We start from the raw sequence: 14779 nt of genomic DNA on the forward strand, positions 1-14779 counted from the left end.
AATAGTTGTCACCCTAGACGAATGCCCTGCATACACTTGTAGTGAATGATTGTATGGAGGAGGTTTAAAGATGTCATTGAGTCATAAACATCAATGTAGAGAGATTATCACGAAGGCGATCTGCGGCAAAGGTCGTAAGTTCTCTACCGTAACACATACCGTGACTCCGCCAAATGGTCCGACAAGTATTTTGGGGGCTTGGATTATCAACCACCAATATGAAGCCGTATCAGCGGGTGACGGAATTGAAGTTATTGGTACTTACGATATCAACATTTGGTATTCCTACGACAAGAATTCTCAGACGGATGTAGCCAAAGAAACGGTCTCGTATGTAGAACATGTGCCTTTGTCCTATCTGGACCCGAAACACCGGACTTCCACAGTGGAGGTATCTGCGGATGCAACGCAGGAACCTAGCTGTGTGGAAGCCACAGTATCAGCAGGTGGAAGCAGTGTAATTATCCGGGTAGAACGGGAATTCGCTGTGGAACTCGTTGCCGAAACCAAAGTTTGTGTGAAGGTCTGCACAGATGGTTGCGGTGACTACGAAGACAAGGACTATGACTTTGGCAGTGCCGATGGAGATTATGACGATCTCGATCCGGATCTGCTCGACGATGAGCTGTGAGTTTGACGCCTGTATTTGATAACCTAAGGTATCATATGCGCCAGAAGGCGCGGTGAAGAGGGCGTAAGCCCTCTTTCTTCTTAAATATTGAAAAATGGGTGGTAACGAGCCTCGCAATGTGCCTGGAATACCTTTCACGGGAAGGCTCCGCATTGCGGGGTTATTTTTATTTTAGTTGCATGATCCGGGAGGGGGGACGTGATGAATGTGATGGAACAAGCGGAGGAAGCGCTGCGCCGATATGAAAGGATGACTTCTGGAGAACGTGCAGAACGGTTGAAACAGGCAGGCATTGAAGTACTGTCACTGCACGATCGGCGCAAACGTGAACCAGGCTTGCGTGTACGTTATGACGTAGAGATAAGTTGTCTGCAGGCAATCCGGATCAAGCGCAAGGATACTAGTGGTATGGGAGGAGCACAGGAAACTCTGTTGGAGCGTGAAGCGAGTTCAACCTTGTTCAAGCGCATAGAACGACTTGCGATCAAAACGCTGTATACGCTAGGACTGGATCATGGAGCTGTTCGAATGGAATCTTCAGAGAATGGCGGATGTGCAGTGATTTCGATCGACCCGTGTCCCTGGAAAGGGGTGACCAACCTTGCTGCTACCTATAGGGAAAGCTGGAAGCAGCATCAGGAGCTGCTGGATGAGGAAGTGAGTCACAGACCCATTCCAATACTCGGCATGGACCCCGAGTTCCTTCTGGTTCAGATGCCAGAATCTAAAATCGTACCCGCCTCCAAATTTCTTGAACGTACCGGAATGGCAGGCTGTGATTCCGTGACGATTGGTGGACGGCGCATATATCCGGTTGCCGAACTGAGACCGGCTCCCAGCTCCGAACCACGAGAACTGCTGGCCCATCTGATGAGGGCGTTCGCAGCAGCTTCCCGCAGCATCAGTGATCACTCGCTCATCTGGCAGGCAGGAGGGATGCCACAACGGGGGTTACCTTTGGGTGGTCATATTCATTTTAGCGGGGTGAATCTTACCGGGGAACTGCTTCGTGCACTGGACAATTATCTGGCATTGCCACTGGCATTTCTTCAAGACCCCCGTGGATCAGGAAGACGGCCCCGTTATGGAGCACTTGGTGATTTTCGTCTGAAATCCTATGGTGGGTTTGAGTATCGTACGTTACCCAGCTTTCTTGTGTCACCCCTTGTTGCGAAAGGTGTTGTGGCCTTGGCAGGTCTGATCGCGAGCGAGTATACTCAATTACGGCAGCGTCCGTTGGCAAAAGCTGAGGTTCATGCCGCTTTTTATGAAGGAAAGCGGGAAGTGATCAAGGAACACATTCCAGCTCTCGTAGATGATCTGAAGAGGTTGGATGGATATGCACGTTATGAACGGTATGCGTCTCCGTTGATACTTCAATTAAAACTGGGAAGAACATGGGATGAGAGCCGCGATATTCGCAAACTCTGGAATATTCGGGCAGGTTCATGAAGTACGGACGTTTTTTTGATATAATAAGAAACAAGTCTGTTTAAGTACGTGTTCAAAAAGAACGGTTTTCAGTACCGAGAAGATGGGATGAAGCTAGAAATGGAGTAGCGGAGCGTAGGAAAACTACGTGAGCAACGGACATTTCGGCTGAATGCCATATTCGACGCTGATGATGCCACTAGGCATTTTTCGTAATCAAAAGCGGACTTTTTGAACAACCTTTTTAAATGATAGCTACGGAAGATATGGAGCAGCAACCCTTGAAGGAAGTGGCGAATAGCCAACACATAAGGCGGAGGCGCAAACACAGTGCCTGACCGTCTTATTGTCCTTCCAGGACGCGTTTCTTCCTGACATTATAGGAACGGGATGGAGGATATTCATCATGGCTCAGTATACGCCAATGATTCAACAATATTTGCAAGTGAAGGCCGAAGCACAGGATGCTTTTCTATTTTTTAGACTGGGTGACTTCTATGAACTGTTCTTTGAGGATGCAATTAATGCTTCCCGTGAACTAGAGATCACGCTGACTGCACGTAACGGAGGCACGGATGATAAAATTCCGATGTGCGGTGTACCTTATCATTCGGCTGACAATTACATACAGCGTCTGATTGAAAAAGGATATAAAGTTGCGATATGTGAACAGATGGAAGATGCAAGTGTAACGAAAGGCATGGTACGACGTGAAATTGTACGTGTGGTTACACCCGGAACGGTGATGGAAGGCAAAACGCTGGGGGATAAGTCCAACAACTACATGGTCTGTCTTACAGGTAATCAAAATACGTTGGCGCTGGCGGCCTGTGATCTGTCAACGGGTGAGTTGTATGTGACATCGGTGCCCTATTCCAAGGAATGGCTTAAAGATGAAATCGGCATCTACGAACCATCGGAGCTGGTGGGGGATGCAGCGCTGCTTGAAACGGTAGAAGCCGAGGCGTCTCCAATCGGTCGCCCTGTGGTCTACACGTCCTGGACAAAGAATAAGGAAGATTTGGTCCGTCAGCAGTTTGGCGAGGCTGTGTGGGCAAGATTAGAGCCTGAACGTCAAGCGTGCATTGCACGTCTTTTCTCCTATCTGAGTGAGACACAGAAACGTTCTCTGGGACAATTAACACAAATCTCAACGTATGAACCAGATCATTATATGATCTTGGACCCGTTTACCCGCCGGAACCTGGAATTGGTGGAAACCGTGCGTGAACGCTCCAAAAAAGGTTCATTACTCTGGTTGCTTGATCGTACCGAGACGTCCATGGGTGCAAGAATGCTGCGCCGCTGGGTTGATAAGCCATTGTTGCAAAAAGGGAAGATTAATGAGCGTCTTGAAGCAGTGGATACGCTATACAACCAGTTTATATTGCGTGAAGACCTGCGGGCAGAACTCAAAGACATCTACGATCTGGAGCGTTTGGTAGGTCGGATTGCGTTTGGCAATGCCAATGGTCGTGACCTGAATGCGCTCAAGTCATCGCTGGAGAAAATTCCAGGACTTCGTCAACATTGCGCAGGATCATCTTCCGCAACATTGCAGCATATTGCCGAAACGATGGATGATTGCAATGATCTGCGTGAAGCCATCGGGCAAGCTATTGTGGACGAGCCGCCGGTATCGGTAAGGGACGGTGGCCTGATTCGTGAAGGGTACCATGAACGTCTGGATGAATTGCGTGAGGCTTCGGTTAACGGGAAACAATGGATTGCGGAGCTGGAAGCGAGAGAGCGTGAGGCGACAGGCATTCGATCACTGAAGATTGGATATAACAAAGTGTTTGGTTATTATATCGAGATCACCAAGTCCAATCTGTCCGCGTTGCCAGAGGGACGTTATGAACGTAAACAGACACTTGCCAATGCAGAACGTTACATTACGCAGGAGTTGAAGGAAAAAGAGACGCTGATTCTCGAAGCTCAGGACAAAATGGTTGATATTGAGTATGGACTGTTCGCAGAGCTGCGCGAGCGGCTGAACAATGAGATTGCAAGATTGCAGAAGCTGGCCGAACAGGTAGCCGAAATTGATGTGTATCAATCTTTTGCGGTGATTAGTGCTGAGCGAAACTTTGTACGTCCTACGTTGACCGACGGTTATGATCTGGTTGTGGAAGAAGGACGCCATCCGGTCGTTGAGGCGGTCATGCGAGATGGCGCATTTATTGCCAATCACACGGCAATGACCAAGGAAGAGGCACGTATTCTGCTGATTACCGGTCCAAATATGGCTGGTAAGAGTACGTATATGCGACAGGTCGCTTTAATCTCCATTTTGGCGCAAGTGGGTTGTTTTGTACCTGCAGGTCAGGCGGAAGTGCCGATAATGGATCGTATTTTCACACGGATAGGTGCCGCGGATGATCTCATTGGCGGACAAAGCACATTCATGGTGGAGATGGCCGACATTCAGGTCATGACGGACAAAGCCACACCACGCAGTCTGATTATTATCGATGAATTGGGACGGGGAACGTCGACCAGTGAAGGTATGGCCATTGCTCAGTCTGTTATTGAATATGTACACGATATTATCGGCTGTAAAGCTCTTGTATCAACTCATTTCCATGAGCTAGCTCATCTGGAGGAGAGTCTGGACAAGCTGGCCAACTACTCGATGGCGGTACAAGAGAGCGGTGACAAAGTTAATTTCCTGCGCAAATTGATTGCCGGGGCAGCCAGCAGCAGTTATGGTATCTATTGTGCACGCCTTGCAGGTCTGCCTGATAGCATTATTGAGCGGGCGAATGGACTTTTGCATGGGTTCGAACATGCGGCCGCGCAAGTAGCTGTGGGCAGTGAATATATCGGAAGCGAAAAGCAGGAAACAGGCCTGAATGTAAAAGGTGTAGAATTTCAACACACGGATTCAGCACCATTGATCCGGGAACACGAGATTGTGGAGAGTGCAGAGTACACACCTTCTATTGAAGAGTCGGCCGGGAAGCAACATACCAAGAAATCAAACAGCAAAGGACAGTCCAGTGCAAGCCAATCGGATGTGGTTCAACTGTCCATCTTTGGGGATGATGAGCCGAATGTGGCAACGAAACCGGATGTAGTTGCGGTGGATAAACCAGCGCGAGAATTCATCCGTACGATGAAAGATATCGATGTCATGAATATGACGCCTCTTCAGGCGATGCAGATATTGAATGATCTCAAATTGAAGGCACAGCAATTATCCTGAGTATAAGGGAGGGGAAAACCTGTGGCGAAAATACATGTGCTTGATGAACATATTGCCAACCAGATCGCGGCGGGTGAAGTGGTCGAACGGCCTGCTTCAGTTGTCAAGGAGTTGCTCGAAAACTCGGTGGATGCAGGCGCCACCAAGATTGAAGTGACGGTGGAAGAGGGCGGACTCCTCAGTATTCGTGTCAAAGACAATGGTTCAGGTATCGAGCCAGAGGATATGGAAACGGCCTTTTATCGTCATGCGACCAGCAAAATAGCCCATGGCCGAGATCTGTTCCAGATCACAAGTCTTGGATTCCGTGGAGAAGCCTTGGCGAGTATTGCTGCAGTATCCAAGGTAGAGGTACTGTCGGCAAGTGACAATGATGGGCGGGGGCGCCGCATCGTGATTGAAGGCGGGAACCTTGTCTCTCATGAAGATGCAACCTCACCCCAAGGTACAGATTTTGCAGTGAGAGAACTATTTTACAATACACCAGCCAGACTCAAATATATGAAAACGATCCAGACGGAACTGGGACATATATCAGATGTCCTATACCGGATGGCGATGTCTCATCCAAACATTTCGTTCCGACTGCGCCATAATGAGAATGTGTTGCTTCAGACGTTGGGCAACGGTGATCTGCTGCAAGTGGTTGCAGCGATCTATGGTACAAGTGCTGCCAAAGCGATGCTTCCCATTCAGGGAGAAAGTCTGGATTACCGGGTGAGTGGGCTGATCAGCCTGCCAGAATGGACACGAGCGAACCGTGGTGGTATGTCGACGATTGTTAATGGGCGATTTGTTCGCAATTACGGTCTCAATCAGGCGATTCTCAAAGCCTACCATACCTTGCTGCCCATCAATCGCTTCCCACTTGTCGTGGTGCAGTTGGAGATGCACCCCTCTCTCGTGGATGTGAACGTGCATCCGGCCAAGTTGGAGGTTCGCTTCAGCAAGGAACCAGAACTATATGAATTCATAGAGACGACGTTGCGGGGGATACTCCGGCAGGAGGTATTGATTCCACAGGTCAAAAAACAGCAGATTCGACGTGGGGACGATAGCTCCTTTATTCAGGAGCAATTCCTCTTTCCACGTGGTCCGCTGAAAGATGCATCTGATGCAGAAGGATATGGACAACAAGGTCCACTCGGGAAACCTGCTAGTGCATCGCTGAAGTTGACTACGGAAGATGATGATCTGGATTTGGATGCTCCGGCGGATGTGGCCACAGGACAGCCGGTATCTGAACAGGGTCACTCAGTGCCATTACCCGAAGCTCCACCTGAGATTACACTCCCCCCGGAGCAGTTAGAAAGTTGGAACAGAGATATTTTGCAGAAGATTGCTAGTCATGACGGGGTGCAGACATCCGCTGACGTGCAGGAAGGTACTAAGGATGTAAGTGCTAGTTCTACCGAGGCTTTTCCCAAAACTGACCTGTCTTCTCAAGATGGTGGAGGTCGTGTAGCAATAGAAAAACCGCTGGCTGAAGGCAAACCAGCTACGTATCGTTCCGATTCCGTAAATTCACCGGTTAGGGAAGCACGTTCATCGTATAATCCGTCTTCAGTTCCGAGAAGTGAACGGACGTGGAAAACTTCAGGTCTGCCTGATGCCACTAAACTTGCTGCTGCCATTAAATCAGATGCATCCATGCCCGCATTTCCGGAGCTGAGTCTGATCGGACAGCATCATGGTACGTATTTGATCGCGCAAAATGACCAAGGTTTATATTTGATTGATCAGCATGCTGCTCATGAACGCGTGAATTATGAATACTATTACGAGAAGTTTGGTAACCCTGCCCAGGCCTCACAAGAGTTACTGCTGCCTATTACGCTCGAATTTACACCTTCGGAGACGGAAAAGCTGAAAACAAGACTGGCCTGGTTCGAGCAGGCGGGTGTATATTTGGAGCATTTCGGTGGACAGACGTTTCGTGTGCGTTCCCACCCGTTCTGGTTCCCCAAAGGGGACGAGAAAGACATTATCGAAGAAATGTCCGAGTGGGTTCTTAGTGAACGCAGCATAGATGTGGCCAAGATGCGAGAAGCTGCATCCATTATGTGCTCCTGCAAGGCGTCCATCAAAGCGAACCAGAAGCTGACGGATCAGGAAGCAGAAGTGTTAATTCAGCGTCTGGGTTCATGTCGTCAGCCCTACACTTGTCCACATGGGCGGCCGATTGTGGTTTCATTTTCAACGTATGATCTGGAAAAATTATTTAAACGAGTGATGTAGCTATTTAGGGGGACATTATGTACATTACAACCGGTGACAAGGAGATTGCCTCTCAGGTGGAGCGTGCGCGTAAGCTCGCCGAAACGACAGGAGGTACCTACGTACCGCGCAATAGAACGTCTTTACCCAAACTGATTGAACATTATGGTATCAACGAAATACTGGTCGTGCTCAATGGCAGAGCACGCTTGTTTCGCAAGGATGCAACGGAGCTTGAGTTTCACCCCAGTATGGGATTTGTTCGCGCTAAACGTGTTCTAAGAGGGGAAGCCGATCCCATGCTGGAAGCTGGTGCGGTACTCGAAGGAGACACCATTGTTGATTGCACCGCTGGACTCGGTTCAGACGCGCTGGTATTTTCGGTGGCAGCTGGGAAGAGTGGACAAGTCATCGCCTGTGAAAGTTCTCAACCGCTCTATACCCTGCTGCTGGAGGGCATGTCCCATTATAAAAGCAACCAGCCCTTGGTGGATGAGGCTTTCCGGCGCATAGATCTGCGGCATGTGGATCATCTTGAGTTACTGCGGTCCATGCCGGATCGAAGCTGTGATACCGTATATTTTGACCCCATGTTCCGGGAACCGATGATGGATTCAAGTGCTATACAGCCCTTACGAGATTATGCAAATGCTCACGCGCTGGATGAACAGAGCATTATGGAAGCAAAACGTGTCGCCCGTAAACGGGTAGTCATGAAAGAAAAGCGCGGCAGCGCGGAGTTTGACAGGCTCGGATTTGAAATACTTGATCGGGCGAATGCAAAAACCCTGTACGGAGTGATTAATGTTGAAAGTGGAAGTTAAACCAAAACCTAAACCAAAACCTAAACTACTTGTGCTGGTTGGACCAACAGCAGTAGGCAAAACAAGAATGAGCATCGAGCTTGCCCAAGCTTTCAATTGTGAGATTATCTCAGGCGATTCGATGCAGGTATATCGTGAAATGGATATCGGAACTGCCAAGATTACCTCTGAAGAAATGAAGGGTGTACCCCATCATCTCATTGATATCCATGAACCGGAGTATCCGTATTCTGTGGCCGAGTTTCAGGAGAGTTGCACACGATTGATTAGTGAAATCCACGAACGTGGTAAAATGCCTTTTATTGTAGGTGGCACCGGTCTATATGTGGAATCAGTATGTTACGGCTTCCAATTTTCGGATAGTGGTTCAGATGAAGCGTTCAGAGAGGAACAATTCAGCTATGCGGAGCAACACGGAGCACAGGCCCTACATGATCGATTGAGGGAAGTTGACCCCGTTAGTGCGGATCGTCTGCATCCGAATGACCAGCGGCGAATTGTACGTGCGCTTGAGATCCATCATCTCACAGGCGAGAAGTGGTCTGATCAGCTGGCAGTACAGAAGAAAGAGTCGCCTTATGACCTTCTTATTGTTGGTTTGACAATGGATCGGCAGAAGTTGTACGCCCGGGTAGAAGAGCGGATTGATCTGATGATCGAACAAGGTCTGGTGGATGAAGTGAAGTCCCTGTTGGAACGCGGAGTGGCCAGAGGTCATATTTCCATGCAAGGACTGGGGTATAAGGAGATTGCAGCGTTCCTGCAAGGGGAAGTGAGTTGGGAAGCTGCGGTTGAGTGGTTGAAGAGGGATACACGTCGGTTTGCCAAACGGCAGCTTTCCTGGTTCCGCCATATGAAGGATATTGAATGGGTGGACATGACGGATACCCAGGATTTGGAAGGGAAATACAAGCAGATAAGTGAATTGATTACACGAAAATTTGATTGATTTGAGCGATTATTAGTATTCTTCTGACATGCATCGATTAGATCAAGATATGTAAACCTCTACCTTTTAGTTATCAAAAGGATAGAGGTTTTTACTTATCACTAGAACAGATGGTAGAGATTGAGCATTCGCTAAACAACGAATAAACGTGCTTTAAAATGAAGATTTAGTCCCTCTTTTGCAAAACAGACAAGCGGTGTATAATGGGTAAGTCTTCTATTTTTTCACCTCGCCAAGAATGGGGGTAAAATAGCAGACAAGGGGTTTTTGTGGATTATATGAAACTGTTCATGATATAATAGCACGAAAGCTACTCAGCGATATTGAATATTACTTGAACACGAATTCAAATGAACCAATGGGGGTACGGCTAATGAACAAGTCCATCAACATCCAAGATACGTTCTTGAACCAACTGCGGAAAGAAAATATTCCTGCTACGGTCTATCTGACCAACGGCTTCCAAATCCGCGGGACGATCAAGGCATTTGACAATTTTACGATCGTCATTGACAGCGACGGACGCCAGCAAATGGTCTACAAGCATGCCATCTCCACGTTCACGCCGCAACGCAGCGTATCGCTGATGCAGCAAGATAACAGCGGCGAAGCTTAAAAAAATTACGAAACCTTTTCACCAACCATTTCGTCTACAAGTATAGGTATTGAAACAGAGCAACCTGAATAAAGGGTTGTTCTTTTCATTCCGGGCAAAATATGTTTAATATATGCCTGAGCCTATAGACGAATAGAAATTATGCAACCGAAAGGGAGTCAGGAGGTTAACATGCCAAACGATCCGTTGTCGAGGTCTAACAATCGCAACAACAATAACAAGTCACCCAAAAAAGCGAAGCCAAAGACCTCTAAAAAGAAAAAAATTACGGGTAAACGCGTTGGATGGACACTGTTTTTCACGATGGCAATCGCCATATTCTGTGCACTTGGCGGATATTTATTTATTATGGTGAGTGGTGAAAATCTGCTCAAAGCCAACAAGGACAAAACCACAATTAATGAAACTTCAAAAGTATATGATCGCAATGGCCAATTAATGGGGGAGCTATCCATTCAGAAGCTGGAACCCGTCAAAGAAGATGATATTCCTGAACTGGTGAAGCAAGCCTTTGTTGCAACGGAGGATAAGCGATTCTACGATCATCAAGGCGTGGATATCTGGTCCATTGGGCGTGCAGCCGTTAAGGATGTCATGGCTCGTTCCATGGTGGAAGGTGGTAGTACACTAACCCAACAGCTTGCCAAGAACATGTTCTTGTCCCGTGACAAAACGTTCTTTCGTAAAGCAACGGAAGTATCGATTGCCATGGCATTAGAGCGCAAGTACACAAAAGACGAAATCCTGACGATGTATCTGAACCGGATTTTCTTCGGACATCAGCGTTACGGGATTAAAGCGGCATCTGAATTTTACTTTGGAGTTACTGATCTCAAGAGGTTGAAGTTGTGGCAAATTGCTACATTGGCAGCTATGCCGAAAGGGCCTTCTGCCTATAATCCGGTGAGCAATCCAAACGACTCAAAAGCACGTCGAGGTGTGGTATTGCAGCTGATGTATGAACAAGGCTACATTACCAAGGCGGAGATGGACGAAGCAAAAGAGGTTAACTATAACTACAAGCGACCAGAGAAAGACCAGAAATATCAAGCCTTTATTGATTATGTGCTCCGTGAAGCTGAACGTGTAACAGGCAAAACGGAAGATGATCTGAATATCGGCGGATACAAAATCTATACAACTATGGATGCTCAGGCTCAAACAGCGATGGAAACGGCCTTCACAGATGACAGTCTGTTCGAGGCAAGTAAAGACGATCAACAGGTCCAAGGCTCCATGGTTATCATGAACCATGAGAATGGTAGCCTCGTTGCCCTCCTGGGTGGACGGGATTATCAGACCAAAGGCTACAGCCGTGTAACGCAGAGTCGAAGACAACCAGGTTCAGCTTTTAAACCGATTGTGTCTTATGCACCGGCGCTTGAATCAGGAAATTACAGTGCCAATTCCTCGCTGAGTAATGCGAAGCAATGTTTTGGTAACTACTGTCCTGGTAACTTGCATGGATATTCTTCAACAATCAGTATGACGGATGCCATCACGAAGTCGGAAAATATTCCTGCGGTTTGGCTGCTTGATAAAATAGGCGTTAACACAGGCATTAATTTTGCCAAGAGTGTGGGTATACAGCTGACAGATGAGGACAAAAACTTGGCGATTGCCCTCGGTGGTCTAAGTAAAGGTACAAATACACTGGAAATGGCGCAAGCCTATAGTGCATTTGCCAACCTCGGAGAGTACCGACAAGCCTATGCGATTAAGGAAATCAAGGATAACGCAGGCAAAACCACCTACAAACACGATAACTCGGACACAACGCGTGTCATGAGTGAGCAAAATGCGTATCAGCTTACACAGATGCTGCAGAACGTCGTTAATGACGGTACGGGACGTTCAGCACGTCTGGATCGTCCGGTAGCGGGTAAAACAGGAACAGTTCAAAGTGGTATCTCTGGCAACAGTGCCAACCGTGATGTATGGTTTGTTGGATACACACCAGAATGGACTGCCGCAGTCTGGATGGGCTATGACAATCCGGATGCCAATCATATGCTTAAGAACAGCAGTAAGCTGTCAGCAGCTTTCTTTGCCAAAGTCATGGGAGATGCTTTAAAAGGCGTTCCAGTGAAGCAATTCAAAGCACCAGCTGGAGGGCAGGCACCTCCGCCAGTAGAAGAACCAGAAAAGCCGGCTCTGTCCGTTAGTGGGCTGAGTGGATCATACGATCCAAATGCACAAACCGTCTCCCTGAGTTGGACTGGAACGGGTGACGCGAGTACGCAATATCGGATTTATCGGAAAGAAACATCGGAAGCCCAGTTCACTCATCTCATTGATGCAATAGGAGCGACCAATGCACAAGATTTAAGTGCATTGCCTGGTCTAACCTATGAGTACTATGTGACAGCTTACGACTTGGCATCAGGACTTGAGACGGATCCTTCCAACACCATTTCCTTGATGATTGAAGCGCAGGAAATGCCGCCGGAGGAACCTGATCCTGGTATAGACCCTGGAACAGAGATAGATCCTGAGCAGCCAGGTACAGAGAATCCGGACATTGGTTCACCGGATAATGGCAACTCGAACGGTAATAATGGTAATGGGAATGAAAATGGCAACAACGGAAATGGTAATGGTAATAACGGAAACAATGGTAACAACGGAAACAACGGTAACAACGGCGGAGCTGGCCAAGGAAACGGTCAACCTGGGGAAGGAAATACGACCCCGCCTGGTCAGGGGACAACAGATCCGGGCGGTACCGGTGAAGGTTCCGATGATGGAGCCGTAACAACGCCAGGTGAGGTAGTAACTCCGGACAGCGGAACAAGTGGGGATACTGGAGGGACAGATGCACCTGCAGATTCTCAAGCTGGAACCGGCGGCTAAGCCAATGAATCACTAAATAGCTACATTGAAAAAACTGCTTCCCGGAAAACCGGTGAAGCAGTTTTTTGGTATACGGAACCAACTGTAATGGAAGCTGATTTGATGAATAGGTGGGACAAAGCTTGATTTTGAGTGTAAACCTTAAATATGGTAAGCTGTAACTATTCGTAATACGTTGTGCAAGGGCGGGCCCAGAGCGCTGGAATCCATCAGGCGGACGTTATTACATTGTTCACCAATAACATCAGAGCAGGTCACGGACCTGTAGTCGGCAAAGAGGGGTTCGTATGAAACGGAAATTCGGGGACCGCGCGAACTGGCGCCGGATTACGAACCGACAATTCACATGCCGGTTCGTTCAATCCAAAATTTTCACAGGTTATATTACGTTGTACACCATACAGGATTTGAAAGAACCTCTGTGGAAAACTTATGGAGGCAGTACCTTCTGTATCGCAGATAAAGGGTATTCCTGGCTGCAATACTATCCGAAGGGAGAGCATTTTGTTGTTACAGCGATGTTTGACGATCAGGAACGGATTGTAGAGTGGTACATTGATACATGTCGTAGTCAGGGGATAACCGATCAGGGTGTTCCTTGGTTTGATGACCTGTATCTGGATGTCGTTGTGCTGAAAGATGGAGAAGTATTTTTGCTGGATGAAGATGAGCTTGAAGATGCATTGTCACGGAAGCATATTACTACAGGTGATTATGACTTGGCTAACAAGACGGCAAAGGAACTGCTGCATGCCATTGATGCACATGTATTTCCATACTTTCAGTTATCGCTGAAGCATAGGCAGAGTTTGTTTGAGAACGGAGAGTTTCGAAAAAACATTCAGATTTGAGGCATGTACTTCGCCGTAGAATTCTTCTTCATGATCCTTCTAATATTGGAGCACCTGATAGAATACATTAATAATCAGGAGAGTTCAGCCCGATAAAATAGAGGTGATGGCGAATGAACGGACGGGTCATGGCTGCAGGAGAGCAACCAGGAGGCAGACCATCCAGACAAATTAATATTGTGTTGCGTAACCAGGAACCTCAGATGTTGGTCAAAGATGAAGCAGCGGCAGTACAGGCAGCCAAGAGTATAACCAAACATGCTCACTTCCAGGAGATACAGGGTGAACTGGAGCAACTGGTTGGACTTGAAAATATCAAAGACTTGGTATTTGAGATTTATGCTTTCCTACAGATTGCTCAGATGCGCACTGAAGCAGGTTTACTTAGTGGTGCGCACGTGTATCATATGATCTTCAAAGGCAATCCGGGGACTGGTAAGACCACCGTTGCGAGAATCGTTGCCAAACTCTTTCAGAAGATGGGTGTGTTAAGTAAAGGGCATCTTATTGAAGTAGAGCGTGCGGATCTGGTTGGAGAATATATTGGTCACACGGCGCAGAAAACAAGAGATCTGGTCAAGAAGGCACTCGGTGGAATATTGTTCATTGACGAAGCTTACAGTTTGGCCCGCGGTGGAGAGAAGGATTTTGGAAAGGAAGCCATTGATACGCTTGTAAAATCAATGGAAGATAATAAAAACCAATTTATCCTCATATTGGCTGGTTATTCAGATGAGATTGATTTTTTTCTTCAGACGAACCCTGGATTACCTTCCCGCTTTCCCATTCAAGTGGAGTTTCCAGACTACAGTATTGATCAGTTGATTCAAATCTCTGAGATTATGGCCAAAGAGCGTGATTATATTTTAATGCCTCAGACCATACTCAAACTAAAGCAGCATTTGCTTCAGGAAAAAAATGATTCGCTGCATGCGTTCAGTAACGCCAGATACGTTCGTAATGCCATTGAGCGTTCGATCAGGCATCAGGCGGTTCGTTTGTTGGAACAATATTCGGAAGGCAGTCCAGGAAAACTGGAGCTGATGACAATCCGTACAGAGGATTTGAACTTTGAGCGAAAGTAAGCGATAATATAGTTTTTACAACAGCCGGCCGGGCCAACCGGTTCGGCTTAAGGCATGCCATGGCATATTCGTGGTAATGAATACTAATGGATTAGTAATTAGAAGGAGTGAACA

The 14779-nt window shown here is 47.4% G+C and carries 10 protein-coding genes; all 10 read left to right on the plus strand.

The features are described from left to right. Positions 1-70 precede the first annotated feature (70 nt). The 10 genes from ACE04G_RS25045 (at position 71) to ACE04G_RS25090 (ending at position 14665) form a co-directional block, all read left to right on the plus strand. Positions 71-631 carry an outer spore coat protein CotE gene (locus ACE04G_RS25045; RefSeq protein ID WP_017687912.1) on the plus strand — a complete coding sequence of 187 codons (561 nt, stop codon included), beginning with the start codon at positions 71-73 and terminating at the stop codon, positions 629-631. Positions 632-832: 201 nt separating this feature from the next. Beyond that, positions 833-2083, plus strand: coding sequence for a putative amidoligase domain-containing protein (locus ACE04G_RS25050; protein WP_260632778.1), 1251 nt, complete (start codon positions 833-835; stop codon positions 2081-2083). Positions 2084-2468: 385 nt separating this feature from the next. After that, complete coding sequence (mutS, locus tag ACE04G_RS25055; protein ID WP_221821699.1) at positions 2469-5270, plus strand: DNA mismatch repair protein MutS; 2802 nt, start codon at positions 2469-2471, stop codon at positions 5268-5270. A gap of 21 nt (positions 5271-5291) precedes the next feature. Next, positions 5292-7508, plus strand: coding sequence for a DNA mismatch repair endonuclease MutL (gene mutL, locus ACE04G_RS25060; protein ID WP_221821697.1), 2217 nt, complete (start codon positions 5292-5294; stop codon positions 7506-7508). A 17-nt stretch (positions 7509-7525) separates the two neighbouring features. Beyond that, positions 7526-8311, plus strand: a complete 786-nt coding sequence (locus ACE04G_RS25065) for a class I SAM-dependent methyltransferase (RefSeq protein WP_307411327.1) — start codon at positions 7526-7528, stop codon at positions 8309-8311. Next, positions 8292-9260 carry a tRNA (adenosine(37)-N6)-dimethylallyltransferase MiaA gene (gene miaA, locus ACE04G_RS25070; RefSeq protein WP_449003959.1) on the plus strand — a complete coding sequence of 323 codons (969 nt, stop codon included), beginning with the start codon at positions 8292-8294 and terminating at the stop codon, positions 9258-9260. The genes ACE04G_RS25065 and miaA overlap by 20 nt, the downstream gene beginning before the upstream one ends. A 373-nt stretch (positions 9261-9633) precedes the next feature. After that, complete coding sequence (gene hfq, locus ACE04G_RS25075; protein WP_017687918.1) at positions 9634-9876, plus strand: RNA chaperone Hfq; 243 nt, start codon at positions 9634-9636, stop codon at positions 9874-9876. 171 nt (positions 9877-10047) lie between these two features. Further along, positions 10048-12729 carry a PBP1A family penicillin-binding protein gene (locus tag ACE04G_RS25080; RefSeq protein WP_449003960.1) on the plus strand — a complete coding sequence of 894 codons (2682 nt, stop codon included), beginning with the start codon at positions 10048-10050 and terminating at the stop codon, positions 12727-12729. A 287-nt stretch (positions 12730-13016) separates the two neighbouring features. Beyond that, on the plus strand, positions 13017-13580 hold the full coding sequence (locus ACE04G_RS25085) for a ribonuclease FAU-1 family protein (RefSeq protein ID WP_062835000.1): 564 nt from the start codon (positions 13017-13019) through the stop codon (positions 13578-13580). Between the two features lie 113 nt (positions 13581-13693). Beyond that, positions 13694-14665 carry an AAA family ATPase gene (locus tag ACE04G_RS25090; protein WP_036613563.1) on the plus strand — a complete coding sequence of 324 codons (972 nt, stop codon included), beginning with the start codon at positions 13694-13696 and terminating at the stop codon, positions 14663-14665. The last annotated feature ends 114 nt before the right edge of the window (positions 14666-14779 follow it).

The sequence above is a fragment of the Paenibacillus sp. AGC31 genome (assembly GCF_057334655.1).

What these genes read in the sequence shown, in the direction of transcription:
- ACE04G_RS25085 (WP_062835000.1), top strand. Translation starts at nt 13,017, where the DNA reads ATGAAACGGAAATTCGGGGACCGCGCGAACTGGCGCCGGATTACGAAC.
- ACE04G_RS25045 (WP_017687912.1), top strand. Translation starts at nt 71, where the DNA reads ATGTCATTGAGTCATAAACATCAATGTAGAGAGATTATCACGAAGGCG.
- ACE04G_RS25050 (WP_260632778.1), top strand. Translation starts at nt 833, where the DNA reads ATGAATGTGATGGAACAAGCGGAGGAAGCGCTGCGCCGATATGAAAGG.
- ACE04G_RS25065 (WP_307411327.1), top strand. Translation starts at nt 7,526, where the DNA reads ATGTACATTACAACCGGTGACAAGGAGATTGCCTCTCAGGTGGAGCGT.
- miaA (WP_449003959.1), top strand. Translation starts at nt 8,292, where the DNA reads ATGTTGAAAGTGGAAGTTAAACCAAAACCTAAACCAAAACCTAAACTA.
- ACE04G_RS25090 (WP_036613563.1), top strand. Translation starts at nt 13,694, where the DNA reads ATGAACGGACGGGTCATGGCTGCAGGAGAGCAACCAGGAGGCAGACCA.
- ACE04G_RS25080 (WP_449003960.1), top strand. Translation starts at nt 10,048, where the DNA reads ATGCCAAACGATCCGTTGTCGAGGTCTAACAATCGCAACAACAATAAC.
- hfq (WP_017687918.1), top strand. Translation starts at nt 9,634, where the DNA reads ATGAACAAGTCCATCAACATCCAAGATACGTTCTTGAACCAACTGCGG.
- mutS (WP_221821699.1), top strand. Translation starts at nt 2,469, where the DNA reads ATGGCTCAGTATACGCCAATGATTCAACAATATTTGCAAGTGAAGGCC.